General features: G+C 41.4%; 23 protein-coding genes. 9 read left to right on the plus strand and 14 right to left on the minus strand.

Annotated elements, in window-relative coordinates:
• Window positions 1-34 precede the first annotated feature (34 nt).
• The 8 genes from MB380_RS04130 to MB380_RS04165 all read right to left on the minus strand — a co-directional run bounded on the left by MB380_RS04130 (window position 35) and on the right by MB380_RS04165 (window position 10,408).
• Window positions 35-1,351, minus strand: coding sequence for a PAS domain-containing sensor histidine kinase (locus tag MB380_RS04130; protein ID WP_253533558.1), 1,317 nt, complete (start codon window positions 1,349-1,351; stop codon window positions 35-37).
• Window positions 1,332-2,705, minus strand: a complete 1,374-nt coding sequence (locus tag MB380_RS04135) for a sigma-54 dependent transcriptional regulator (protein ID WP_253533559.1) — start codon at window positions 2,703-2,705, stop codon at window positions 1,332-1,334. The genes MB380_RS04130 and MB380_RS04135 overlap by 20 nt, the downstream gene beginning before the upstream one ends.
• A gap of 206 nt (window positions 2,706-2,911) precedes the next feature.
• Window positions 2,912-4,069 carry an ABC transporter permease gene (locus MB380_RS04140; RefSeq protein ID WP_253533560.1) on the minus strand — a complete coding sequence of 386 codons (1,158 nt, stop codon included), beginning with the start codon at window positions 4,067-4,069 and terminating at the stop codon, window positions 2,912-2,914.
• A gap of 34 nt (window positions 4,070-4,103) precedes the next feature.
• Window positions 4,104-5,357 carry an ABC transporter permease gene (locus MB380_RS04145; protein WP_253533561.1) on the minus strand — a complete coding sequence of 418 codons (1,254 nt, stop codon included), beginning with the start codon at window positions 5,355-5,357 and terminating at the stop codon, window positions 4,104-4,106.
• A gap of 103 nt (window positions 5,358-5,460) precedes the next feature.
• A complete protein-coding gene (locus MB380_RS04150) occupies window positions 5,461-6,126 on the minus strand; it encodes an ABC transporter ATP-binding protein (RefSeq protein WP_253533562.1) in 666 nt (221 codons plus the stop codon).
• A gap of 194 nt (window positions 6,127-6,320) precedes the next feature.
• Window positions 6,321-7,778: a TolC family protein gene (locus tag MB380_RS04155; RefSeq protein ID WP_253533563.1), complete on the minus strand. Its 1,458-nt coding sequence runs from the start codon at window positions 7,776-7,778 to the stop codon at window positions 6,321-6,323.
• Between the two features lie 28 nt (window positions 7,779-7,806).
• Window positions 7,807-9,054, minus strand: a complete 1,248-nt coding sequence (locus tag MB380_RS04160) for an efflux RND transporter periplasmic adaptor subunit (RefSeq protein WP_253533564.1) — start codon at window positions 9,052-9,054, stop codon at window positions 7,807-7,809.
• Between the two features lie 580 nt (window positions 9,055-9,634).
• The gene (locus MB380_RS04165; RefSeq protein ID WP_253533565.1) at window positions 9,635-10,408 is read right to left on the minus strand and encodes an AMP nucleosidase; all 774 of its coding nucleotides are present in this window, start codon (window positions 10,406-10,408) and stop codon (window positions 9,635-9,637) included.
• Window positions 10,409-10,494: 86 nt separating this feature from the next.
• Here MB380_RS04165 and MB380_RS04170 point away from each other — a divergent pair, with 86 nt between their 5' ends.
• The 4 genes from MB380_RS04170 to rplI all read left to right on the plus strand — a co-directional run bounded on the left by MB380_RS04170 (window position 10,495) and on the right by rplI (window position 12,348).
• Window positions 10,495-10,944, plus strand: coding sequence for a type I restriction enzyme HsdR N-terminal domain-containing protein (locus MB380_RS04170; protein WP_253533566.1), 450 nt, complete (start codon window positions 10,495-10,497; stop codon window positions 10,942-10,944).
• Between the two features lie 150 nt (window positions 10,945-11,094).
• A complete protein-coding gene (gene rpsF, locus MB380_RS04175) occupies window positions 11,095-11,496 on the plus strand; it encodes a 30S ribosomal protein S6 (RefSeq protein WP_101727461.1) in 402 nt (133 codons plus the stop codon).
• Between the two features lie 14 nt (window positions 11,497-11,510).
• On the plus strand, window positions 11,511-11,765 hold the full coding sequence (gene rpsR, locus MB380_RS04180; protein ID WP_101727506.1) for a 30S ribosomal protein S18: 255 nt from the start codon (window positions 11,511-11,513) through the stop codon (window positions 11,763-11,765).
• Window positions 11,766-11,904: 139 nt separating this feature from the next.
• Entirely contained in the window at window positions 11,905-12,348 is a 444-nt protein-coding gene (gene rplI / locus MB380_RS04185) for a 50S ribosomal protein L9 (protein WP_101727462.1), read from the plus strand.
• An 83-nt stretch (window positions 12,349-12,431) separates the two neighbouring features.
• Here the strand turns inward: rplI and nspC are convergent, their stop codons facing one another.
• From nspC to MB380_RS04210, 5 genes are all read right to left on the minus strand, one after another.
• Entirely contained in the window at window positions 12,432-13,568 is a 1,137-nt protein-coding gene (nspC, locus tag MB380_RS04190) for a carboxynorspermidine decarboxylase (protein WP_253533567.1), read from the minus strand.
• A 262-nt stretch (window positions 13,569-13,830) separates the two neighbouring features.
• Complete coding sequence (locus tag MB380_RS04195) at window positions 13,831-14,640, minus strand: energy transducer TonB (RefSeq protein ID WP_253533568.1); 810 nt, start codon at window positions 14,638-14,640, stop codon at window positions 13,831-13,833.
• Between the two features lie 249 nt (window positions 14,641-14,889).
• On the minus strand, window positions 14,890-15,630 hold the full coding sequence (locus tag MB380_RS04200) for a hypothetical protein (RefSeq protein ID WP_253533569.1): 741 nt from the start codon (window positions 15,628-15,630) through the stop codon (window positions 14,890-14,892).
• Between the two features lie 90 nt (window positions 15,631-15,720).
• On the minus strand, window positions 15,721-16,932 hold the full coding sequence (locus MB380_RS04205) for a saccharopine dehydrogenase family protein (RefSeq protein ID WP_253533570.1): 1,212 nt from the start codon (window positions 16,930-16,932) through the stop codon (window positions 15,721-15,723).
• 409 nt (window positions 16,933-17,341) lie between these two features.
• Complete coding sequence (locus tag MB380_RS04210) at window positions 17,342-18,532, minus strand: phosphoglycerate kinase (protein ID WP_253535521.1); 1,191 nt, start codon at window positions 18,530-18,532, stop codon at window positions 17,342-17,344.
• 346 nt (window positions 18,533-18,878) lie between these two features.
• On the opposite strand from MB380_RS04210, the gene MB380_RS04215 reads away from it, so the two are divergent.
• Together MB380_RS04215 and MB380_RS04220 are read left to right on the plus strand one after the other, a co-directional pair.
• Window positions 18,879-19,727 carry a hypothetical protein gene (locus MB380_RS04215; protein ID WP_253533571.1) on the plus strand — a complete coding sequence of 283 codons (849 nt, stop codon included), beginning with the start codon at window positions 18,879-18,881 and terminating at the stop codon, window positions 19,725-19,727.
• Window positions 19,728-19,798: 71 nt separating this feature from the next.
• On the plus strand, window positions 19,799-20,956 hold the full coding sequence (locus MB380_RS04220; RefSeq protein WP_253533572.1) for a hypothetical protein: 1,158 nt from the start codon (window positions 19,799-19,801) through the stop codon (window positions 20,954-20,956).
• On the opposite strand, the gene MB380_RS04225 is transcribed toward MB380_RS04220, so the two are convergent.
• A complete protein-coding gene (locus MB380_RS04225) occupies window positions 20,946-22,223 on the minus strand; it encodes a glycosyltransferase family 4 protein (RefSeq protein WP_253533573.1) in 1,278 nt (425 codons plus the stop codon). The two genes, MB380_RS04220 and MB380_RS04225, sit on opposite strands and share 11 nt — an antisense overlap.
• 153 nt (window positions 22,224-22,376) lie before the next feature.
• Between MB380_RS04225 and MB380_RS04230 the strand changes: the two genes are divergently transcribed.
• The 3 genes from MB380_RS04230 (at window position 22,377) to MB380_RS04240 (ending at window position 24,780) form a co-directional block, all read left to right on the plus strand.
• Window positions 22,377-22,862 (plus strand): RNA polymerase sigma factor, encoded by a 486-nt coding sequence (locus tag MB380_RS04230; protein WP_253533574.1) that lies wholly within the window; start codon window positions 22,377-22,379, stop codon window positions 22,860-22,862.
• On the plus strand, window positions 22,859-23,491 hold the full coding sequence (locus tag MB380_RS04235) for a hypothetical protein (RefSeq protein ID WP_253533575.1): 633 nt from the start codon (window positions 22,859-22,861) through the stop codon (window positions 23,489-23,491). Before MB380_RS04230 ends, MB380_RS04235 begins: the two co-directional genes overlap by 4 nt.
• Window positions 23,492-23,580: 89 nt before the next feature.
• Entirely contained in the window at window positions 23,581-24,780 is a 1,200-nt protein-coding gene (locus MB380_RS04240) for a sorbosone dehydrogenase family protein (protein WP_253533576.1), read from the plus strand.
• Window positions 24,781-24,784: the final 4 nt, after the last annotated feature.

Genomic DNA, 24,784 nt, shown 5'->3' on the forward strand with positions numbered 1-24,784 from the left:
ATTTATATAATTGACAAGGATTAATTTTACGGCTTCAAAAGCCAATCCTGAAAACTGTCAGTCTGTCTGGATTGGTTTTGAGCGAATACTGAAACCCATGATTAACCAGTATTTCACGGATCAGCGTAAGGCCTATTCCCTGTCCGTTTTCTTTGGTGGTGAAAAATGGAGAGAAAATCTGTTGCTCGGCGTCTGTAGAAATACCTGCGCCGTTGTCTTCAATTAATAATTGTTTAGGGCGGAATGTATTACTAATAACAATCTGGCCTTTTTCCTGCCAATCGGGGTTCTTCTTTTTGCGAAGCTCTATTGACTCAATGGCATTTTTTATAATATTGATAATTACCTGCTCTAGCTGATGCACATCAGCCATAATTAAAAAAGGCATTTCGGTAAGATGTGCTTCAATCTGAATGTCCAATTGTGAGGCTTTATATTCCATAAGTCTGCTTGAGTTTCGCAGCAGTTCATTCAAATCTGACTTAACAGGCCGGGGTTCTGGCAGACGAACCATATCTGCAAAATTCCGCATAAAATGGTTCAGGTGGTTATTCCGTTGGATAGCAATTTCCAGTGCATATTTTAGCTCAGAATCATGTTCCTGCATCTGCACGGTGGTATCAAGAATTGAATTGACAGAACCAATTGAGTTGTTTACCTCATGTGCCATCATCCGTATTACCTTTCCGTATGCTTTCTTTTCGGCATTCAGAATCTCAACCGTCAGCTCTTCAATCATGATAAAATAACGCGGAAAGCCCCGGTCAATAAAATGCGATTTCTGACATTTATAAGTTTGTATACCATTCAATGCTATCGTGCGCGACTCTCCGGTTTTAAGGGTGCTGATAGCCTGCAAAAGTGGGTGGTCGAAGTAAAAAACAGATTTACCCAGCAGCTGGTGCGCATTCATATTTAAAATTTCACCAACCTTGGGGTTTATGTTGGCAATATTATCGTCAAAGTCCAGAATCAAAATACCCGTTGGTGATGTTTGTACCAGTTTCTCAAGAAAATAATGTTGCTGTTCCTGCCGGGTGCGTTCTTGTCTGAGTTGGTCTACCATGCCGTTATAAACATCAATCAGCTCGTCCATTTCCAGCTTACCTACTTTTAAGAATTTTACATTAAAATCTTTATCGCGCATGGCATTTACACCTGTCATAAGCAGACGGATGGGGGCAATTAGGTCACGATACAATTGCCAGGAAATATAGATTGAAACCAGAATAAAAATCTCTGAGAAAATAAACAGCAGTTTATTGCTTTTGAATATGAAAAAAGAGAGGCCAATCACAATAATATGAATGACCACCATAAAAAGTATAAACTTAGTCCGTATCTTCATCATGCGGGATATTATATTTCTCCAATCTACGATATAAAGCACTTCGGGTCAAGCCTAATGCCTTGGCAACAGTCATCACCTTGCCTTTATGAAATTCGATGGCTTTCTTTATCATTTGCACTTCCATTTCTTCAAGTGTCATACTACCTACCTCGGGTAACGCATTTGAACCCGCTTTTTTTACAGATGGCTGCCATTGCGCCTGAAAATCGGCGGCGTCGAGTGTATCATGATGGCTTACAAGAATAGTACGCTCTACCAGGTTTTTCAACTGGCGGATATTGCCGGGCAATGGCAATTGTTTCAGCCACTTCATTGCCTCTAGTGTTACTTTCAGTTGAGGTCGGTTGTAAATTTCCCGCAGATTCTGAACAAAGAAGTTAACCAGCAGCGGAATATCGCCGGGTCTTTTACGTAAAGGTGGCAAATTAATGGTAATGAGGTTGATGCGGTAAAGTAAATCTTCTCTGAATCCGCCTGATTGTACATTTTCTTCCAGATTTTTATTGGTAGCACAAACCACCCGTACGTCTAATGTTTTGGTGCGGCTGTTGCCCAGTACTTCATAAGTACGGTCTTGTAGCACACGAAGCAATTTTACCTGGCTGCTCATGTCCAGGTCACCAATTTCATCTAAAAAAATGGTTCCTTTGTTGGCCATTTCAAAACGGCCGGCGCGGTCAAAGCGGGCATCGGTAAAAGCGCCACGCACATGCCCGAACATTTCAGACTCAAACAAACTGGTAGAAATGCCACCCAGATTGACTTTCACAAAGGGCTTTCTGTTTCTTTGGCTGTTCTGGTGAATAGCCTCGGCAATCAGTTCTTTCCCGGTACCGCTTTCGCCCATAATCAGCACCGATGCATCAGTTGACGCAACTCTTCCGATTGTTTCAAGTATTTTCAGAAATTCGGCATCCTCGCCAATCAACTGGCTGAAATTATACTGGGCATCCAGTTTTTTGCGGGTAAGTGTAAGCGTTTTTTTCTCCGATAAATCCAGAATGGTTCTGATGGATTGCATCAGATGCGCGTTTTGCCAGGGTTTATTAATGAAGTCGCTTGCACCGAGTTTCATGCCGCTTACTGCCAAATCAATAGTTGCCCAACCCGTAATTAGTATAACCGGAATAGTACTGTTTATTTTCTTGATTTTCGTTAACAGGCTCAATCCGTCAATCCCTGAAGTATCGTTAGAAAAATTCATATCCAGTATTATAAGATCTGGTACGTCTAATTCCAGAAACGCCAGCGCTTCCTGCTGTGAACCCACAGCCACAACATCAAAGCCCTCTTTTTTCATCAAAAGAGAAAGAGAGGTACGAACAGCTATGTCATCGTCAATGATTAAGAGCATTTTTCAATGTTTTCGTAGAGACGTATTGCGATACGTCTCTGGAGGCCTATCCATTCAATTAGATTCAATTTTATAGTATTTTGAAAAAATAGATGGATTTGTGTATTTCAGTCCTCTGAAGACGTAATGCATTACGTCTCTACAAAAATGGTTTTAGAATTTTAATTACAAATATAGCCAATAATCGCATGCCCTCTGCAAATCAATCAGTCCTCCCGCAATGCAACGGCCGGATAAATCTCGGAGGCCTGCTTGCTAGGGAACAACGCACATACAATAACTAAAATGTATATAGATAAAACCGCCAGCACAATGCCAGTAACGTATACCAGGGCTTCGACGTCAAATACATTCATGATCGGAAACTGAACGGCAAAAAATAAGCCTAGTATTACACCAAAAGTGGTAATAACGGTGGTTTCTCCTACAAAATGCCAAAGGATGTTACTCTGTGTGGCACCAATGGCGCGGCGTACGCCGATTTCCTGTTTGCGTCGGCTGATTGTCTGAAACAATACGCCAAAAAGGCCAAGTGTAACATTGAAAATCAGAAAGCCACATACTATCAGTAGTATCAGAATAGGTATCCAGATAATACGGTTTTTGTTGGCTTTCATGTTTTCCAGGTGCTGAATTTCAACAGACCAGTCTTTGCCCAGTTGCACCAGTTCTTTAGAAAGTTTGGCCTCAGTTTCAACAGAAGTGCCCGGTTTTACTCTTATCAGCATTTCAGAATTCCATGCTTCAAGTGGCTGTATGAGGCAGGCAGATTCAGGCTGAAAATCATTTTCGAATTTAAAATGGCCAATCACACCTACCACCTGACGCCGGCCGTCATCTTTCCCTATAATTTTACCGAGGGCATTTTCATTGCCAAACAATTTTTCTTTCAGATACTGCGTAATAATTACCGGCCTTATTTTATTTACTTTATCGGCCTCGGTAAACCAACGGCCCTCAGACAATGGCATTTTCAGCACGTCAGGATAAGTTGGGTCAACATTCATCATCTCGGTAAGTGTGCTGTTGTTCTTGTAATTAATTACATTATTTGAAGAACTGAAACTATATGGAAGGTTACTGGATGAGAATGAGAACGCCTCTATTTCAGGAAATGTTTTAATTTTTTGCTTTACCAGATCTCTGTAAATAGTTTTCAGGCTATCGCTCTCAGTATTAAAGTCAATAAAAGCTGCCCATACGTTCTCGTGGTCAATGCCAGATGGTTTTGAGTAATTACGATAGTTGTAAAAACTAAGGCTCCAGACCGCAAACAATATCAGGAAGGAAATGAAAATTTCGAGCATCATCAGGAAGTTGCTCTTTTTTTTCTTCCATATTAATTTAAAAAGGTGCTTAAACATAGTTATAAAAATATTAATGTTTTTAAAATGGGTATCATTCTCCGCCCCGTAAGGCTGTTACTACCTGTAGCCTTGACATACGCCAGGCTGGATAAACACCAGATAACAAACCAAACGCCAGGCTTACCAGAATGGCTACCAGAAATACTTTCCAGTTAATGGTCAGGTCGGCGTAGTTAATCATGCCACTGGTATTAATAAAATAAATAACACCAACTGAAAGAATAAGCGCTATTAACCCACCAATTAAGGTTAGTATGAGGTTTTCTATAATAAACTGGTAGGTAAGTACTTTTGATGATGCGCCAAACGCCTTGCGTATGCCGATTTCAGACGCCCGCTCCAGAATGCGGCTGATATTAACATTAATCAGGTTAATTGCCGGTAAAGACATAAACAACAAGGCAAACCCCATAAGCGCTATATAAAAATACTGGATGCTTTTGCTCTCGTCTGCATGTAAAAACTGAGCTAAAAATGAACCCACATAGGTGTCGGCAGTTGACGAGGCTTTGTTAGGTTTAAACCATTTATCTGTACTTATAAGCGGCACTTTCTTCATGATTGACTGATACTCTGCCTTTATTTTAGGAAAATCTTCTTTGCTTTTGGCCAGCAAAAACACCAGATAACTACCGTTAAGGCTTTGCTTGGTCTGATCTACTTTTTTAGTATTATAAGGCATGTAAATGTCTGAAGCCACATAGATACGCGTAACAGGCGTGCCACGCACCACGCCAATAATGCGGTAGTTGACGTTATCTACTTCCATCGTTTTCCCGACAACCGATACCCCCTTGCCAAAGTATTTGTCGCGCGTGTCATCATTAATTACAATCACGTAATCATTATTATCTATGTTCTGCTGGGTGTAGGGTTTACCTTCCAGGAAATCAAAATCAGTCACATTCCAGAAATTGGCATCGGTATGCTTATACATCAGTTTTATTTTATTCTGCCTTGCATAAGCATTAATGGTATTCGGGAAACTCCCGAAGGCTACCATTTCAGGGGTTGTCATCTTCCTTACATAATTGTTTATAAAGTAGAGGCTCACCGGCGAACTCTGCATGCCTTGTTGGGTGGTGTCCTGCTGTACCATTCTTGAGATATACAGTGTACGGTCTCTTTTTGATTCAGGGTAGCCCGCAGAAATCAGGTGGTCTATAAAGGCCGTAATGACTACCAGTATCAGTAAGGTGAAACTGATACCGAACAGGCTGATAAAGGTGAAGAATTTCCGGCGTTTCAGTACCGCAAATGTTATTTTTAAATAATTCTTTAACATATTTGTTAATATTAATTTAGTGATTGAGTGAATGAGTGGTTACGAATTAGCGATTTTGAAATAGTGATTAATTTCATGGCATAATTGAAAACCCACTCAATTTTTACATTACCTGAGTGCCATCAAACAGGCGAACCAGCCGATTGGTCTTTTTTGCCATGTTTTCATCGTGCGTTACCATCACAATAGTAGTGCCTTCGTTTTTATTCAGGTTGATGAGTATATCCATGATTTCGTTACCCATGGCACTATCCAGGTTCCCGGTAGGTTCATCGGCCAGAATAATTTCAGGACGCCCCACAATGGCACGGGCAATGGCAACGCGCTGTTTTTGTCCGCCGGAAAGCTGTGAGGGGTAATGTTTCATGCGGTTGCTCAAACCTACTTTTTGTAATGCTTCGGTGGCTAATCTGGTGCGCTCGCTGGCTGATGATGCGCGATACAGCAATGGCAATTCTACGTTGTCAATTACAGGCAGGTCATTAATGAGGTGGTAACTCTGAAAAATAAAACCCAGCTTTTGATTGCGGAAGTGCGCCAGTTTTTTGTCAGAAAAATTATTGATAACTTCATTGCCTACGGTGATTTCTCCTTTCGAAGGTTCATCAAGCAGGCCCATAATATTGAGCAGGGTACTTTTACCGCAGCCAGATGGACCCATAATTGAAAGAAATTCTCCTTTGGCCACCTCAAGATTAATTTCATTGAGCGCCAGGGTTTCAATGGCACTAGTGCGATAAACTTTTTCGATGTTTTTTAACTTAATCATAATTTATTGAGAGTTTAACTTTTTAATTGCGAATTATTGAATGCTGAGTTAGCAAATATTTTAATTATTAATTGCCGAGGATGAATTGGTGAATATCAATAAACGACTGTTGCGGTAACGATTTTTGCCACTATGTACGCATGGTAAACTATGTTTCACAATCATTAGCTAATTCGTCATTCACGCATTCACTATTACTCCGGCTGTATTTTTCTTTGTTTTTCAAAATCATAAAGTGTCAGGTAGCGCAGTTCGTAATGCGTTTTCCAGTAGTCTTGCAGGGCGTTAATGTAGTCACGCTTGGCCTGGTCTTTTTCCTGAAAAGCAATACTCAGGTCTGTTATGCTCAGGTTGCCCAAAACATATCTGTCCTGCGCTATCTGGTATTTTTCTGATGCAATGCTATCTGCCTGTGCTGTAAGTGTCAGCTGGTTTTTCAGCATCTCAAAAAGTGTTACCTGCGTGTAAATCTCCTGTCTGAAAGTCTGCTTGGCCTGTTCCACAGTATATTCTGTCAGCTTTTTTTGTGCTTCTGCTGTTTTGGTTCTCGATTTCGACCGCCCCCAATCAAGAATCGGAATATCAAGTTGCAATTGTATTGATTCCTGACTCTGGGGTTTGTTGTATAAATCAGGGATTGTCAACCCTCGGTTCGAAAAACCCAGGCTGGCCGTTAAGGTCATATTCAAACCATTATCACCTATGGCTTTGGCTACTGCCCGGTCAGCCTCCAGAATTAAACGGCGGAACGAAATGGCATCCGAACGGTTTTCGAAGGCTTGTTCCAATGCCAGCTGATTCGGAATTGAAATGTTTGAGATAGTGGCTGGTACTATCAGTTCCAACTTACTGTCTGTTTGCATGCCTATGTAGGCTTTCAGATTTAAAGTAGCAATTTCCAGGTCTCTTTTGGCAGTTGCTATGGCTTTTTGAGCTTTGAGCGACTCTAGTTGTAATTGAAGAATCTCGTTTCGGGTGGTTTTACCGATTTCGTACTTCTCTTTCGCTATTTTTAAAATGGTTTGTGTGTTGCTCTGGTTGGTTTCGGCTATCTGCAGGTTTACCTGAGCTAGTAGCAGATTGAAGAAATACTCAGTGGATTTAAGGGCTATCTTCTCCAGCGATTCAGTATATACCCGGCGGCTCTCATCGTATTTCAGCGGCTCAATCTTTTTGTCCCATTTGAATGGATTAAATCTAAGAATGGGCTGCTCATACCCAACAGCAAAGGGCGTACTATTGTATAAGGTATTTTTGCGGGCAAAATCATCAAAACGTTGTAATTGCGTGGCCGCATAGATTTGTCCGCCTGTTTGCATTACCGATTGGCTCAAAGACAAATTCAATGATGAATTATTGTAACGCACCGGTTGAAACTGTATGGTTCCGTCAGGCTGGATAACCTCTGTAAATGAGCGGGTAAAGGCCGGTAATTTACCGTTCAGCACCAGTTGTGGTTTGTAGTTAGACTGAAAAGTGCGCCACTCCCAAAACTTGGTTTCTTTGGTTGTTGAGGCCTGTCTTGCTGCTATTGACTGGCTTTTGGCCATTTCTACCACCTCTTCAAGAGTTAGTTTTGTAACCCCCTGTGCCGTGGAAGGGTAGGTGACAACAAGCAAATATAGGCTTAATATGTAAATAAGGTATTTCATAAACTGGGTTGGTTAAGCAAAGCTCCTGTTATTTTATTTCCAGCTCTTTGGTGTTTTTGTATTCGCTCAGGTCTGAGATAATCACGGTTTCGCCCGGTTTTATTCCTTCTTTTATTTCTACGTAATCAAAATTGCTAAGGCCGATTTTAACGGTTCTTCTTTCGGCTTTGCCGTCTTTTCTGAGTACGAAAACATCCTGCACTGTTGCGCCTTTAAAAGCAGGGCCATTGGTTATACGAACCACATTTTGCTGAGCTTCTGTAACCAGATAGGCTTCAACTTTCAGCTTAGGCCGCAGCATATCGGTGCTTTTGCTGTCCAGGGCCACATCAAAACTCAGGATATTATTTTGCACTGAGGGCTGAATGTTAGTAAGACTGCCTTTCAATAATGTGTTGTTGATGCGGATTATCACAGGCATACCAATCTTTACCTGATCGGCATAGTTGTCTGAAATGGCACCGATGATTTTGAAGCTGCCCAAGTCGGCCAGACGAGCCAGAATTTCACCTTCCGATACCTTTGAACCCAGATTCTTGTTCACGTAAGTAAGCACCCCCGGGCGTGTAGCTATGATATTGGCCTTTTGCAGTTTACTTTGGTATTCCATCAGTTGTTTTTCCTGAATCTGCGCCGACAGCTCCGATTCCTTCAAATCAGCGCGCATGGTTTGCTGCTTAATTTTGATGTCGTTTTCCAGTTGTTTTTTTTCCAGTTCGGCAATTCTGAGGTTCATTTGTGCCGTTTCTATGGCTTCACGGGTGCCACCACCGGCTTTTTGCAAACGTTTGGCGTTTTCAACGTCGGCTTTCAGACTGGTAATTTTCATGGCCTTGATAGAATCTGAGATTTTCAGATCATAGAAACTTTTGTCGAGGTCGAGGCGCAGTTTTACGATGTTGTTACGCTTTAAGTCCAGTTGGTCTTTCTCTTTGTCGAAATTCAGTTGCGTGGCTTCCTTATCTAATTCCAGAATTTTCTCTCCGGCTTTTACATTACTTCCGGCATCAAGCAATACCTGCTGAATAACAGCCGTGATAGGGCTGGTAATTACCTGCTCAAATTCGGGCTGTACCTCACCCGAGGCCGTGAGGGTGTTTTCAACCGCACCCATTTCGGCAACGGCAGTTCTGATTTCTGATTTACTGACTGATGACGAAAGCGAGTTTTTGACCCACCAGACAATTAATGCAACGGCTGCCAGTGCCACTATACCAATCAGCCAGTTTTTACTTTTCTGTTTCCGGACCTCATTTGCTGAGAGTTCTTTGTCCATAGCTTTTTATAATTTTGTATGAGTGTTGAGGTATTATGTATTGTTCATTTTTGAAACAAATACATTATTATTCATTCAATCAGCGTGCCAATTGATAAAAAATTGATAGTGAGGAGATTGTGTATTTTTGAAGAATGGAAAAGTGTCCGATAATGGGACGATTGTTCGGAAGTGGGATAGAAATTAAGTCAACTTATTTTAGGACTAGACATAATTCTTTGGTCATTATAATTAGGCTGTTTATTTAACAATTTATTTATCTAATAATCTATAGGGCCGTTCTTCTGAGCAATAAGCTTCAAAAGCCTTATGGTATAAATCTGATTGTTAAACATTTCTGTAGAACTGGATGCGTATCGAATTTTTGATTACAATATAATCATCCAGATTATAATTGCAACAATTGAAAAATCAGCGGCCCTTCAAAAGTATTTCGGTAGTCTAATTGTTCCACAAGTAAGAGTGTTTAGTTTTATTTTGCATCAGCAATAAATAGGCAACCCTAAAAATTAAAAAACGCCGAATAATAACAGAATTTATTATCCGGCGCCTAAACAATTTTGTATTTTTAAAATTTCTCCTACTCAAACCTCAAATGCTTCACTGATTCTCCTGAGTTGGCTAGTTCTTCCAATGAATCAATGCCAATCTGCAGGTGCTTTTGCACAAAGTTTCCGGTTACTTTTTTATCACTTTCTTCCGTCTTTACACCATCAGGGGTCATGGGGTTGTCTGATACAAGCAGCAAAGCGCCATGCGGAATAGAATTAACAAAACCCACTATAAAAATGGTGGCGGTTTCCATGTCAATGGCCATAGCGCGTATTTCGCGCAGGTACTCCTTAAATACGGTGTCATGTTCCCACACACGTCGGTTAGTTGTGTAAACCGTACCTGTCATGTAATCCAGTTCATGTTTTTTTATCATAGAACTCACCGCCCTTTGTAAGCGGAACGACGGCAGCGCCGGAATCTCAGGGCGTGCATAATCATTACTGGTACCTTCTCCACGTATGGCGGCAATCGGCAGAATCAAATCACCCAGTTGAGTTGATTTTTTTAAACCGCCACATTTGCCCAGAAACAGCACCGCTTTAGGCTGAATGGCCGAAAGGAGGTCCATCACTGTAGCGGCCATAGCGCTACCCATACCAAAATTAATGATGGTAATATGGCCGGATGATGCAGTTTGCATCGGTTTGTCTTTCCCTTTTACTTCCACACCGAACATCTCGGCAAACATATCAACGTAGGTATGAAAATTAGTCAGCAAAATATAGGGTTTAAACTCAGATAGGGCAGTGCCGGTGTATCGGGGGAGCCAGTTGGCTACTATCTCTTCTTTTTTTTCCATATTAAATGTAGTTTTGCTTTAAAGTTATAGTAATTATTAAAAACCGAAGTGCGGCTTTAATAATTTAACGGTTAGTTAATTTAAAGATGATACAGCTTAACCTGCCACCTTTCGAACACAAAATTAAGGAAATTGAGGGAAAAATCTGCATTTTTGATGTTATACGTCGAAAATACCTCGTTCTGACACCCGAAGAGTGGGTTAGGCAGCACTTTGTTCATTTGTTGCTGAATCAGTACCAATACTCTAAAAACCTGATTCGGCTGGAAGGCGGCCTGAAATATAACCAGCTACAGAAGCGTTCGGATATCGTAATTTTTGATGAAACCGGCCAGCCTTCTTTGCTCATTGAATGCAAAGCGCCGGAGGTATCTATCAATCAGGCAGTTATTGAGCAGGCATCACGTTATAACCACACACTCAGATGCCGGTTTATTGCTATTACCAATGGTCTGAAAACATTTTGTTTCGAAATTGACTTCCATACAGGTAGTTTCAGGCAACTGCAGGATTTACCCCGGCGGGTAATTGCTTAATTTTTAAGGCATAAACCTGCTATCTACTTAGTATTTAGGCTTTTATTTTAAAAATATTCTTCTGAGGCTTTTCATTATCTATAAATATTATTACCTTTGCACCCTCATTTTTGAGGATTAAACTAATAATTATTTAAACACTGTTTTAGTATGTTTCAAAATCAGTATGAGACAGTTTTCATCTTAACTCCCGTTTTATCTGAAGCCCAGGTAAAGGAAGCTGTCGAAAAATTCAAAAAAACATTGACTGATAACGGTGCTGAGTTAGTTCATGAAGAGCATTGGGGTCTTCGTAAACTGGCCTATACCATTCAGCACAAAAACACGGGCTTTTATCAGCTAGTTCAATTTAAAGCTACTGCAAAAATTGTAGCAACTCTGGAAACCGAATACAAACGTGACGAGCGTGTGATGCGTTATTTGACTACGAAATTAGACAAATATGCAGTTGACTACAGCGAACGCCGTAGCAAAGGCCTAATTGGAAAGAAAAATGTAGAATCTGCTCCTGCTAAAGAAGAAAATGCAGAAGCAACAACCGCAGCAGAATAATGAAAAATAACACCATGTCACTTGTAAACGATCCTGTAGACAGAAAAGATACGGCTCGTAAAAAATATTGCCGCTTCAAAAAAGCCGGTATTAAATATGTAGATTATAAAGACCCGAATTTCTTGTTGAAATTTGTGAATGAGCAAGGTAAAATCCTTCCTCGCCGTCTGACGGGCAACAGCCTTAAATTCCAACGCAAAGTTTCGGTAGCTATTAAACGTGCCAGACACCTGGCCCTATTACCATTCGTAGCAGACGGATTGAAGTAATTAGTGATTAGTGATTTAGAGAATTAGTGATTATATTTTTTGAGTATCAGTTAGTTAATAAACTTTTAAACTACTCAATCACTCAATCACTCAATCGTAATATCACTCAATTAAAAAACCTCATTCACAATTTAGAAAGATGGAAATAATATTAAAAACAGATATAGTAGGGCTTGGTTACAAAAACGACGTGGTTGTTGTAAAACCAGGTTATGCACGTAACTATCTTATTCCGCAGGGTTTTGCCCAATTGGCTACTGCGTCGAATCGCAAGGTTTTAGCCGAAAATCTAAAACAAGTTGCTCATAAAGCTGAGAAAATTAAAACTGAAGCTTTAGGTATTGCTGAGGCTATCGGTGATATGGTAATTACCATCCCGATGAAAGTTGGTGAAAGTGGCCGTATCTTTGGCCGTGTTACTAACACGCAGGTAGCAGATGCATTGAAAGAAAAAGGTTTTGATATCGACCGTAAGAAAATTTCTTTGGAAGACATCAAAAACGTTGGTGACTACACCGCCCTGGTTGACCTTCATAAAGAAGTGAAACACAAAGTGGCTGTTCAGGTAGTTGCTGAAGCATAAGACAGTTTCTATGCCACAGATAAAATCTGTGGATAACATAAATAGTATTCAAGAGGCTCTCTGAAAAGGGAGCCTCTTACTTTTTATATCCTATCCTTATAAGTCCTGAAGCCGAATTTCTTTAATAACTGAAACTCATCGTTTTCTTTCCAGATACCTATTGAGGGTAGACCAACACCATTGAAGGTAGTGGTTTTTACCATGGTGTAATGTATCATATCATCAAACACTACCCGGTCACCTATTTTCAGCGGTTCGTCAAAAGAATAATCTCCCATAAAGTCACCGGCTAGGCAAGTCATGCCACCCATGCGGTAAGTGGGCTTGCCTGCTACAGCATCTGTTGCACCCCAAATACGTGGTTTATAAGGCATCTCCAATGTATCGGGCATGTGGGCAGCAAAAGATACATCCAATATGGCCACATCAATGCCCTGGGCATCTACGATATCCAGCACAGTTGATACCAGATAACCTGTCTGCCAGCCGATAGCCGAGCCCGGCTCCAGGATTACTTCAATATTATAGGTTTCTCTCAGGCGTTTAATTTGCTTAATCAGGTGGGCATGGTCATAGCCCTCACGTGTCATCAGGTGGCCGCCGCCTAAGTTTAACCATTTAATCTGGTGCAACAAATCACCAAACTTCTCTTCTATATGTACCAGCGTGCGCTCAAGGGTATAAGAATCGTTTTCACAGAGCGTGTGCGAGTGCAGACCTTCTATGCCGTCGGGCAATTTTTCTCCTAATTGTTCTCTCGTGATACCCAACCGCGAACCGGGTATGCACGGGTTATACATTTCTGTCGATACTTCGGCATACTGAGGGTTGATTCTCAGGCCACATGATATTTTTCTGCGTGATTGCTGAATCTGTGGTTTAAATTGCTGCCACTGGTTCAGTGAGTTGAAAGTGATATGGCTGCTGTAACGCATCATTTCTGCAAACTCGTCTGGCTTATAGGCCGGGGCATAGGTATGCGACAGGCAACCCATTTCTTCAACTATCAGGCGAGCCTCGTTCAGTGAGCTGGCCGTGGCACCTGAAAGGTATTGAGCTACCATCGGAAACGTAGCATACATTGAGAAGCCCTTCAGTGCCAGTATTATCTGTGCGCCAGATTCTGTTTGTACTTTATTTAACAATTCAAGGTTTCGTCGTAATAGTTTTTCTTCTAAAACATAACTCGGCGACGGAATTTTAGCGATATCTATAGCCATTTTTTATTTTTCTGTTGGGGATGTTATCAACGCTTACTGATAACAAACGGATATGCAAAATTACTTATTTTCTTACAGAAATACCCTATCTATTCAGCCACTTACCTTCAGTATTGACAGAAAATTAACAGCTTTGAAAAAAAGCAGTCCGGATGAAAATCACCCGGACTGGCCTGTATTACCTCAAATAGTTTTTTTTTGACAAAATCGGAATGAACCCATTCAGGGTGGGCTGCGAGATTTTTGTTTTTCTTTCATTGTATTATTCAAGTTTAAATATAACAGGTATGGTATAGTTCACTCGCACGGTTCTGCCATTTTGTTTTCCCGGAATCCACTTCGGCATCAGCTTTACTGCTCTTATTGCTTCTTCATCACAGCCAAAACCTACGCTTTTGGCTACTTTTACATCTGTAATGCTTCCATCACGCTCTACAATAAAACTCAGAAAAACCTTACCTTCTACGCCTGAACGCTGCGCGGCAGAAGGATACTTCAGGGTTTTACCTAAAAATTTATACATTTCGCCACTGCCGCCCACAAATGAGGGCTGTACCTCAACATGCAGAAAAGGGGTGTTATCTTCTACAATTTCAGCAATTTTTGTTTCAGCCGGCGGAGCCACTGCCGGTGGAGTTTCTGCAATGTTTTCAGTTTCTTCGCCAGGGGTAGTTACATTACTGATTACTGCTTTTTCCATCTCATCCTGCGTAGGAGGCGCCTCTTCTACAACGGGGTTTTCTACCACTTCCGGCACCAGATACTTGATTGTCTGCACCTGTTCAATGGGTTTCGGAGGTTCAGGCTCAGGTATCTGTTCAACCGGCGGTTGTTCCTGCTCTTTTAAATCCTGAAGGTTAATTATTACTTCTTTCTGGTCTTTTACTTTGTCTTTTTGTCGTGCAAAGATGTAAGAAGTAACAAATAGGCCGCTGAAAAGCGTGATGCCAATCCACATGGCACGGTTTACAGTTAAAGTGTAGGTTTTGCGCAGCTCGTATGCGCCGTAATCTTTGTTGCGATGCTCAAACACAATCTCGTCGAGCGTCGCAGGGCTTGCAAGTGTTACCATTTTTGTAAAGTTTAAGTTGAACATTTTGCAGTCGATAAAACTGCAATGCAACATTAAAAAACAAAATAGTTTCTTGCAAGTAAAAACGAATAAATATTTAGATAATTATCTAAATATTTATTTTAAAAAGTTTTCTACTGCCGAAAGGAAGTAATCAATAAGGAGCGATGCTTTAGCAAAAAACAAAAAATCCTTTTCCCGGCTGAGTCAGATACGGGAAAAGGATATATCAAATAGGGGTTTCCGGTGTTACAGACTGTTGTAATAATCAACAATTCTTACCAATTCGTATTCAGATTTCAGTGCCAGCTCTTCCTTTTTTATAAATGCCTCAATGGCATCTTTTTTATCTTCAAGTGCATTAAGAACCGAGTTTTTCTTAAGTTTAACGCGGTTAAGGCTGCCATCTGGTTTTTTCAGATAATATTCAGAGTTATCCAGATATGAATCATAACGCCTGTCTACACTATAGGCTCCCTGATAATTGGCTTTCTGCATCATTTTGCTTACGTGCTTCAATAACGACGTTTTGCTTTTATATAAAACCAGCAGGTAGGTTACTGGTACAACACCGCCTTCGGTTCTCAGGCCATCAACTTTTATAAACGGGTAGCTGATACTGTTTTTTGTGTCATTAATTACAAAACCAGTAATCTGGTCAGGATTAACCACTATAGAATCGCCTACGGTGCGCTTAAACAATAGTTCCTTCCTATGGGTGTCATATTTTAGGGGTACCATTTTGGGCGCCTTCGTATTCTCTTTTACAAAAACCAGCTGTCCGTTGAGCCATTCTTCCAGAAAATACCTCGACCCTTTAACGCCTTCATACCTTAAATCATAAGTACCCATGGCTATTCTGTTTTTACCAGGGGTGCCATCAACACCGGGCAATGCGTTATAGACCATAGCCTCTTGAACATTAGCCTCCTGAGCAGAAGCCAATGTAATGCTGAAAAAAAAGACCAATACAAAAGCAGCAAATTTCATGTTAGCGGGGTTTGTTTAATGCAATTTACTATTAAAACGAAAAAAATCCGCTAACTGCTTAGCGGATTTTAATATTATTTGCCCGTTTTATTAATATTCATGTGGCAATTCAATGTTGATTCTTTCGTGCCAGGGTAAGCCCTGGGTATTAAGCAGATCCATGAAAGGGTCCGGATTCAATTCTTCACAGTTCCAAACACCTGGTTTTTGCCATTCAGGGTTGGTTAGCATTAACATGGCGCCTATCATAGCAGGCACACCTGTTGTGTACGAAACCGCCTGTGCTTTCACTTCTTTGTAGCATTCGGCGTGGTCGCAGTTATTCCAAACGTAGTAGGTTTTGTCTTCGCCGTCTTTTATACCTTTAATCTGGCAACCGATTGAGGTTTGTCCGGTATAATTTTCTCCTAAAGTATCAGGCGCTGGTAATACGGCTTTCAGAAACTCTAGCGGAACAATATCAATACCATTAAACTTCACGGGGTCAATACGGGTCATACCTACGTTTTGCAGCACTTCAAGGTGGGTAAGGTAGGCTTGTCCGAAGGTCATCCAGAATCTGGCGCGCTTCAATGTCGGGAAATTCTTAACCAACGATTCAAGCTCTTCATGATACAAAACATAAGATTCTTTCGGCCCTATTTCAGGATAGTCAATAGGTTTATGGATTGACATGGGCGGAATTTCCACCCATTCGCCATTCTCCCAGTAACGTCCGTTCTGCGTAATTTCGCGAATGTTGATTTCAGGGTTAAAATTGGTGGCAAAGGCTTTACCGTGGTTGCCGGCATTACAATCAATGATGTCGAGGTAATGCATTTCATCAAAATGGTGCTTGTTGGCATAGGCAGTATAGACCTGCGTTACGCCAGGGTCAAAGCCACAACCCAATAAAGCCATGAGGCCGGCTTCTTTGAAGCGGTCCTGGTATGCCCATTGCCAGCTGTATTCAAACTTCGCAACGTCTTTGGGTTCGTAGTTGGCGGTATCAAGGTAATGAACGCCAGTTTCAAGGCAGGCATCCATAATGGTAAGGTCCTGATACGGCAGCGCCACGTTGATAACCATTTTGGGCTCAAAACTCTTAATTAACGCTACCAGTTCTGGTACGTTGTCTGCATCTACCTGAGCGGTTTGTATTTTTACGCCGTGCATTTTTTCAATATCGGCAGCTATTTTATCACATTTTGATTTGGTTCTGCTTGCCAATAGAATTTCCGTAAAAACGTGGGAGTTCATTGCACATTTGTGCGCAACTACACTGCCGACTCCACCGGCACCAATAATAATTACTTTTGACATCTTTGTGAATGAAGGATGAGTGAACTGTTACATTAACATAGCATTGGCTTATGCTAATGTTTAAACAAGCCGCAAAGATAATGCTTTAAGAAAAAAGAATAATTAAGAATGTGTTGTTTTTGAAAAAAACTCAACCGTTGGATAAAAAAAGTATATAGTTGTATTTTTTTGCTAATTAAATTGCGTTATATTAGTATTAATAAATCCCGGAAACTCCAGAGTGTCATGCAAAAGACTACAAAAACTGAATCTTCTGTGAAATACGCCGAGGTATTTCTCGCTGTTATTCTCACGCTAATTGTTGCCGCCGGTATCTATTTTACAAATATTAAACTTTGGTAAAATAGGGTTATTCAGAAAAGAATGCTAAAAATAAGCCCCTGACCATCCGGCAGGGGCTTTGTATTATTTATTGTTCAAGTGCCGCAACACCCGGAAGCGTCTTGCCTTCCATGTATTCAAGTAGTGCGCCACCCCCTGTAGATACGTAAGATACGCGGTCTCCGTAACCGGCGTTGTTTACGGCCGATGCCGAATCTCCACCACCTATTAATGAGAAAGCTCCGTTTTCTTCAGTAGCTTTAACTACGGCCTCAGCAATAGAATTAGTACCTTTGGCAAAGTTAGGGAACTCAAAAACTCCCATCGGGCCGTTCCAAAGAATGGTTTTCGATTTCTCAAGTATACTGCAAAACAAATCTATGGTTTCAGGGCCTATATCCAGACCCTGCCAGTCAGCAGGAATCGCACCCGTTTTTACTACTTGTTTGTTGGCATCGTTCGAGAAACCATCTGCACAGAGGTTGTCTAAAGGCAAAATCAGTTTTACACCTTTGGCTTTGGCTTTTTCAATCAGTTCAAGCGCCAGCGGTTGTTTGTCTGCTTCCAGCAACGATTTCCCGATTTCGCCCCCCTGAGCTTTAGTAAATGTATAGGTCATACCTCCACCAATAATCAGGTTATCTACTTTATCAAGCAGGCGCTCAATAATCAGAATTTTGTCAGAGATTTTGGCACCTCCCATAATGGCAGTAAAGGGGCGTTCGGCGTGTTCCAGTATTTTCTGAGCATTGTCAATTTCGGCCTGCATCACATAACCGCATACACGGTCAGCAAAGAACTGCCCAATAACTGCCGTAGAAGCATGTGCACGGTGAGCAGTACCGAAGGCGTCATTCACCCATACATTGCCCAATTTTGAAAGTTTTTCTGCAAAAGCTAAATCACCTTTTTCTTCTTCTTTATAGAAGCGCAGGTTTTCAAGCAATAGTACTTCTCCCGGTTGCAGACTGGCGGCCAGCTCAACCGCCGATTCTCCGATACAGTCGTCGGCAAATTTTACCTGCTGACCCAGAATCAGCGAAAGCGGATTCACCAGGTGCTTTAATGAATACTTTTCAGTTGGGCCGTCTTTCGGGCGACCCAGGTGAGACATCAGAATACATGAACCGCCATCTTTCAGAATCTTCTTGATAGTGGGTATGGTTGCAGTAATGCGGGTGTCGTCTGTGATTTCATATTTTTCGTTCAGAGGAACATTGAAGTCAACTCTAATGAGGGCTTTTTTGCCCGAGAAGTCATAAGTATCTAATGTTTTCATCATTGATATTAGTGAATGAGAATTAAGCCTGCCAAATGAGTAAAATTACTCATTATTTTTTCGCTTGGAGAATTTTGTGGTCAGACGAGTTTATTAAGACAAATATAGATTTTCTTTTCGCTAACATCATGCGGTTTTGTCACGATTCTTTTGCTGAATACTAAAGTTTCTTGAAATAACTATACTTTTTCTTCGGTTATGAAAAATATTATTTGGCCTAACAACTAATTGGCAGCTTTTCGCGTCTTTGAGTTCGGAAACCCGAAACTTCATTAATATGATTTGCCTGAAAATAGGATTTTGAAACCTTAGTTTTTTTGTAAATTTGAACTCATTCCCACTCATTATGAAATCAGTTATACTTGTATTCATTTGCCTGATTGTTACGTTTCCGGCGTTTTGCCAGGAAGAAGATGGTTATTACAGGGCACCTAGCCAGCGACAAGACATAAAAAACAATGTGTACCCTAACCTTGAAAGAAAATCAGTCAATTTGTATTTGGGTGTTGAAGGCGGGCTGGAACTCAATCGGTCGACCCTAAGTAATAACATGGATGGCCTGATAGGGAAAGAAAAGGGAAATGATTTGTATTGGGGTGTTGTATTGGGTTATAACATGAACCACGTCTGGTCTATTGAAACCGGTTATTACAAAAACCCTACTCATCTGATTCAATCTGTAAGGTCAGGGCGCTCCATTCCTTATATTTATAAAATGGGTTCAGGTTTAAATACGATTCCCATACGATTTAAAAGAAGGGTTTTTACAATTGATCCTATTACCAAAAATGCAACTATTCATGTAGGCGCAGGCGTTTTGCTTTCGCCCGATGCACAAAATAAGCCGATAGATAACCGGGGCTTTGCGGGCCTTTCTAATAATGCCCCAGGTCAGAAACCAGATACACTCAGGCTTAAGAGCGATGCCTTCTTAAGTAAAAAAGCCGTTGCACAAGCAGAGCTTCTTCTTGAATTACATGGCAGAGTTTCAGAGACTTTATCTATTGTTGTTTTTGCCAGGGGCAATATAGGCGCCAAGGGCATGGTTCGTTCTGAGATTAACTACTCTATAAACAAACAAACCATTGATACAGCTCAACAACTCACCAATGGCATCAGTTTTAATTTTGGCTTAGTGCTGCGTTACAACATTCTGCGAGGCTACAAGTACATTGATAAGAATGATGACGAGTAGCGGCTGTAAATGTTTCTTTTTTTGGTTTATTGGCCTACCTTTGCAGGCGTTTAAGCTACTGCCTTTCAGCAATGCCAGATATCGAATCTCCTGTTATTACCATCATCAATCGTCATTATCCGCCTAATCCCGGCATAACCGGTGAGTCTGCCTGGGATATGGCCAAATATCTGATTGAAAAGTATGAGGCCGAAATACACATAGTGTATATTGACCGCACCTACGATGGTGGCGGACAGGTTCGCCAGCCGATAGGCATACTGCATCCGGTTAAAACAATCTATGAAGGTAAAAATGGTTTACTGAAACTGATTTCAGGTACATTGGATGGCCTTTTTCTGGTACTGAAAGCCCGTAAAATGAAACGAGGCCGCATTGTTGTTATGACCAGCCCGCCCTTATTGCCTTTCTGGGCCTCGTTGTTTTTGAAAAACTGGGTTTTATGGTCGATGGATTTGTTCCCTGAAGGTTTTGCCGCAGCGGGTACGGTCAGCCCTTCTAATTTTTTATATCGCTTTATTCTCAAAAAAACATATCAAGTCGCTCCGCAGCATTTGATTGCGCTTGGGCCTAACCAAGCCGCTTTTGTAAGAGACAGCTACAAGCAGGCTATTCCTACCACTATTCTGCCTTGTGGTGTTCTGGTTCATCAGCAAAATGACCCCGCCATACCAGATTGGAAAAAGGATGACAGCAAGATATATTTCGGTTATTGTGGAAACCTGGGGCAAGCGCATTCGGACGAGTTTTTATTGAAATTTATCGACAATCTTGATAGCCAAAAGCACCAGCTGATACTGGCAGTTTATGGCGAGAAAGCAGATAAGGTATTGACCTATGCCCAAGGCAGAGCGGGCATCACCATCCTGAAAAGTGTGCCGCGTAGTCAGTTACATTTTATAGATGTGCATCTGGTTAGTTTATTACCGCAATGGACACATATTGCCGTTCCGTCAAAAGCGGTTAGTTCTATCTGCGCCGGGGCTGGTATGTTGTTTTGTGGTAGTAAAGATGCCGATACCTGGGCACTATTAAACAATGCAAGCTGGCTGATTGAAGAAAATAATGAGATAAATGCACAGATAAAAAGTTTCCTAGCTTTATTAACCATAGATGAAGTGCAACTGAAAAGAAACAACGCACAAGCTTTATTCAGCAAACTACAAACAATGGTAGTTGATGCTTATGATGAAGTGAAGCGTCTGGGTTGTGTTTCTGCTATTGATTAACAAGACTTTTATAAACCTTTAGGTATTGCTCCTTTACTACCTCCTGAGAGTAATTTGCCAGTACTTTTTCTCTTGCGTTAGTGGCAAGGGTTTGCGTATCGGCTTCAAATAACACCCAGTTAATGCCCTCTGCCAGGCTCTCTGCCGATTTATATGTAGCCAGAAACCCCGTCTGTTTATGTTCTATCATTTCAGGTATGCCTCCCACCTCAAAGCCAACCGCAGGCGTGCCACAGGCCAATGATTCCATAATGGTATTGGGCAGGTTCTCTTGTATTGAAGGAATACTGAAAACATCAGCAGCAGAGTAAACCAAGGCTATTTTCTGAGCGTCGGTTATTCTGCCCAGTGCATGTGTTTTAAAAGGCAGGCTTTTGTTTAATTCCTCATCACTCTCGCCCAGAATCACTAACTCAATTGCTTCTGGCTGGCTAACCGATTCTTTTAACAATGCCAGTGCTGCCTGAAAATAACTGAAGCCTTTCCAGATGACAGTAACTTTTGCCGCTGCAAACAGAATCAGTTTTTTATCAATGGGTAATCCCAGCTTATGTCGTGCTTCTGCTTTATTGATTGGATAAAAAACTGCCGTATCTAAAGGATTGGGAATAGAGGTAACAGGGAGCTTTTTAAACAAACTGCTTTTACGTGCCCTGGCGGCCAGCCATTGGCTACATGCTACAATCTGAACCGACGGTAATATAGTGTCTATAAAAATTCGACGTTTATTTTCCCAAACCCTGGCAGATAAATCGTCATCGGCTGGATTCTTCAAATAAGGCAGGCAATTGCCACAGTGCTGCTGAAAGTTCTCACAATTGCCGCTATGGTGGCAGCCTCCTGTAAAAGCCCACATATCGTGGAGTGTCCAGACAATGGGCTTGCCAAGTGCAAAGAGTTTTTGAAGCGATTGTGTAGACAGAAATCCGAAATTAATCCAGTGTAGGTGTATGATGTCTGCCTCTTGCACCAGCGGGTGTTGTGAGATGTCAATTCCTGCATTGGCAGGCGAGAAGGCAAAGCGTACTTCTTTGTTTTTTTCGAGTAGTCTGAAGTAAAGCCGCTCCACCGCAAAACGGGCAAACGCCATTTTGTGCGCAAGCCAGGTATTTACAACAGCAGTTACGTCTTCTCTTTTGCCTTTTTTTTGCTGCACCAGCAGGTCGGCTTTTATATCTTTTTCTTCTTTCAGAAGGCTGAGTAAGCGCAGGCAGGCTATGGCGGCACCGCCCATGCTGTCGTCGGTATTTATTAAAAGAATTTTCAAGTATTATTCGGGCAAATGTGTCATTAACAGATGCGAATTACGCGATTTTTTGCCATATCTTTAACAAAAGAACCTTTGTGTAGAAAAAATATCGGCTTTAATGTAAGTTTTTTACCCGCCCCGCGACTAATTGTTTAAACAATGTAACTGACAATGGAAAAAGAATTTATCGGCTTGATTAATACAAACAGAGGCCTCATATACAAAGTATGTAATTTGTATTGCCATGACGATGACGACAAAAAAGACCTTTTTCAGGAAATTGTTTTGCAGTTATGGACATCTTACCCCGGTTTCAGAAATGAATCGAGACACACTACCTGGCTGTACAGAGTGGCGCTGAATACGGCTATTTCAAACTTCAGAAAAGAAACCAGAAAGCCTGAGCGCAAGGCGCTGTCAGACAAAGAATTTCAGATACCCGACATGGCAATTGAAGATTATGATAACGCCGGGGTATTGAGGCAGGCCATTGAGCACTTGTCTGAAATCGAAAAGGCGTTGATTATGTTATATCTGGATGATAAAAGCTACGATGAAATTGCCGAAATTATTGGTATAACGAACTCAAACGTAGGGGTAAGGCTGAACCGTATTAAAGTTAAATTAGAAAAAATCATTCAAACGAAAAGAACATGAATCTGGAAGAATTAAAATCGGCCTGGCAGGCGTATGACCTTAAATTACAAACCTCTCAGTTACTTACCGAAAAACTGGTGGTAGGTATAATTCGTGAGCGGTCCAGGTCAAGAGTAGCACAAATAAGAAGAGAAAACAGGTTTTTCTTTGTTCTGCTGGTATTTGAACTTGTGATACTCGGCGCTGTTTTTACAGGCAACCCCTTCGATTTCACTTATACAATGCAGTTTGCTCCGTTCGCTTTTCTGGCAATTGGCATTCTGATGGCATTGTGGACTGTCTTCAAGAGCCAGATGATTCTGGAAACAGACATGAACAGCACCACCCTGGGCGCTTTTCTGAAAAAAGTCATCAGGGAATATGAAAAGAACAAAAAGTTTGAAAGCTGGTTTGGTATAATCATGTTGGTTTCCGGTTGTTTTACAGTGCTGTCGTTCCTGCCTAAAAAACTAGAGAAAATGAGTTTACAGGCTGCACTGATAGATACGGCCATCCCGATAGGTATCTGCTTGCTGATTTATTTTTTGGCTTTTAAACTGGGGGCATTCAAGAATCCTAAAAGTGCTGGTTTTAAAGAAGATTTGCAAGAATTGGAGGCCCTTTCTGCCGAGCTTGAGCAATTAAATTGATAGCTGGTTCCATTTTTTTAGTGGTTTCTGCAAATTTTTAAATCATTTCGGGCGGCTGATGCGTTTATTCATAAAAATCCAGAACTTATATGAAAAAAATAAGCACGTTCATCTTCTATACGGCCATAATCGCCTTTTGGGGTTTTAGTTGTGAGTCAGCCTCTGATTCAATTAATAAACCCGATGATTCTGCTCCCAACCCCACAGCCGGAGAATACCAGGCTGTGGTTGCATTCCCGAATTTGACTTTCGACGACCCTGTTGAGCTTACCCACGCCTCAGACGGTACCAGTAAATTGTATGTAGCAGAGCAACGGGGAGTTATAAGGGTATTTGATAATGCCACATCAACCGCACAGGCTAGTGTATTTTTGGATATTGATAGTAAGGTAGATGCAGGAGGAGAAATGGGCTTACTTGGCCTGGCTTTCCATCCTGATTTTAAGAATAATGGCTATTTTTATGTCAATTATACGCGTAATACCCCCACTCGGCAAACGGTTATTGCCCGCTTTAAGGTTAATTCGGGTGCTCAGACGGCAGATGCCGGAAGTGAGAAAATATTACTTACTTTCGACCAACCCTATACCAACCATAACGGAGGCAAGCTGGCCTTTGGCGCTGATGGTTATTTGTATATAGCCACGGGCGATGGCGGTAGTGGAGGAGACCCGCAAAACAACGCACAAAACCGCAAGAATCTGCTAGGTAAAATTCTGCGTATTAATGTAATTGCCTCCGAAAGCGGAACGTATACAATTCCGGCGGATAATCCTTATGCAGGTAATAGTGAAGGTTTCAGAGAAGAGATTTATGCTTATGGCTTGCGGAATCCTTGGCGCTTTAGTTTTGACTATACCAATAATAACCTTTGGGTAGCAGATGTAGGCCAGAATGAGGTAGAAGAAATAGATATTGTAACCAAAGGAGGTAATTATGGCTGGAAAATAAAAGAAGGCAACCGTTGCTTTGATGCCAACGCCAATTGTAATCAGGCTAACCTGATAGCCCCTGTCTGGGCGTATAATCAGGGTACTGACGGCCGGTCGGTAACAGGTGGTGTGGTTTACAGAGGCACCAAACTGCCAGACCTGGCAGGTAAGTATGTATTCGGCGATTATGTGAGCGGTAAAATATGGTCTCTGAAATACGACGGCTCAAAAGCAACCGATAGTGGCGACAAATTCAGTAACGTAAGTAAAGTTTCTGCCTTTGGTGAAGACGCCGCCAAAGAGCTTTATATACTCGATTATAGCGCGGGCAAAATATATACCTTGCAGAAGAAATAGAACA

The sequence above is a fragment of the Emticicia sp. 21SJ11W-3 genome (assembly GCF_024138715.1).
Lineage (GTDB): Bacteria > Bacteroidota > Bacteroidia > Cytophagales > Spirosomataceae > Emticicia > Emticicia fluvialis.

Coding starts and splice junctions, on each gene's coding strand:
- MB380_RS04130 (WP_253533558.1), bottom strand. CDS start 1,351: ATGATGAAGATACGGACTAAGTTTATACTTTTTATGGTGGTCATTCAT.
- MB380_RS04135 (WP_253533559.1), bottom strand. CDS start 2,705: ATGCTCTTAATCATTGACGATGACATAGCTGTTCGTACCTCTCTTTCT.
- MB380_RS04140 (WP_253533560.1), bottom strand. CDS start 4,069: ATGTTTAAGCACCTTTTTAAATTAATATGGAAGAAAAAAAAGAGCAAC.
- MB380_RS04145 (WP_253533561.1), bottom strand. CDS start 5,357: ATGTTAAAGAATTATTTAAAAATAACATTTGCGGTACTGAAACGCCGG.
- MB380_RS04150 (WP_253533562.1), bottom strand. CDS start 6,126: ATGATTAAGTTAAAAAACATCGAAAAAGTTTATCGCACTAGTGCCATT.
- MB380_RS04155 (WP_253533563.1), bottom strand. CDS start 7,778: ATGAAATACCTTATTTACATATTAAGCCTATATTTGCTTGTTGTCACC.
- MB380_RS04160 (WP_253533564.1), bottom strand. CDS start 9,054: ATGGACAAAGAACTCTCAGCAAATGAGGTCCGGAAACAGAAAAGTAAA.
- MB380_RS04165 (WP_253533565.1), bottom strand. CDS start 10,408: ATGGAAAAAAAAGAAGAGATAGTAGCCAACTGGCTCCCCCGATACACC.
- MB380_RS04170 (WP_253533566.1), top strand. CDS start 10,495: ATGATACAGCTTAACCTGCCACCTTTCGAACACAAAATTAAGGAAATT.
- rpsF (WP_101727461.1), top strand. CDS start 11,095: ATGTTTCAAAATCAGTATGAGACAGTTTTCATCTTAACTCCCGTTTTA.
- rpsR (WP_101727506.1), top strand. CDS start 11,511: ATGTCACTTGTAAACGATCCTGTAGACAGAAAAGATACGGCTCGTAAA.
- rplI (WP_101727462.1), top strand. CDS start 11,905: ATGGAAATAATATTAAAAACAGATATAGTAGGGCTTGGTTACAAAAAC.
- nspC (WP_253533567.1), bottom strand. CDS start 13,568: ATGGCTATAGATATCGCTAAAATTCCGTCGCCGAGTTATGTTTTAGAA.
- MB380_RS04195 (WP_253533568.1), bottom strand. CDS start 14,640: ATGGTAACACTTGCAAGCCCTGCGACGCTCGACGAGATTGTGTTTGAG.
- MB380_RS04200 (WP_253533569.1), bottom strand. CDS start 15,630: ATGAAATTTGCTGCTTTTGTATTGGTCTTTTTTTTCAGCATTACATTG.
- MB380_RS04205 (WP_253533570.1), bottom strand. CDS start 16,932: ATGTCAAAAGTAATTATTATTGGTGCCGGTGGAGTCGGCAGTGTAGTT.
- MB380_RS04210 (WP_253535521.1), bottom strand. CDS start 18,532: ATGAAAACATTAGATACTTATGACTTCTCGGGCAAAAAAGCCCTCATT.
- MB380_RS04215 (WP_253533571.1), top strand. CDS start 18,879: ATGAAATCAGTTATACTTGTATTCATTTGCCTGATTGTTACGTTTCCG.
- MB380_RS04220 (WP_253533572.1), top strand. CDS start 19,799: ATGCCAGATATCGAATCTCCTGTTATTACCATCATCAATCGTCATTAT.
- MB380_RS04230 (WP_253533574.1), top strand. CDS start 22,377: ATGGAAAAAGAATTTATCGGCTTGATTAATACAAACAGAGGCCTCATA.
- MB380_RS04235 (WP_253533575.1), top strand. CDS start 22,859: ATGAATCTGGAAGAATTAAAATCGGCCTGGCAGGCGTATGACCTTAAA.
- MB380_RS04240 (WP_253533576.1), top strand. CDS start 23,581: ATGAAAAAAATAAGCACGTTCATCTTCTATACGGCCATAATCGCCTTT.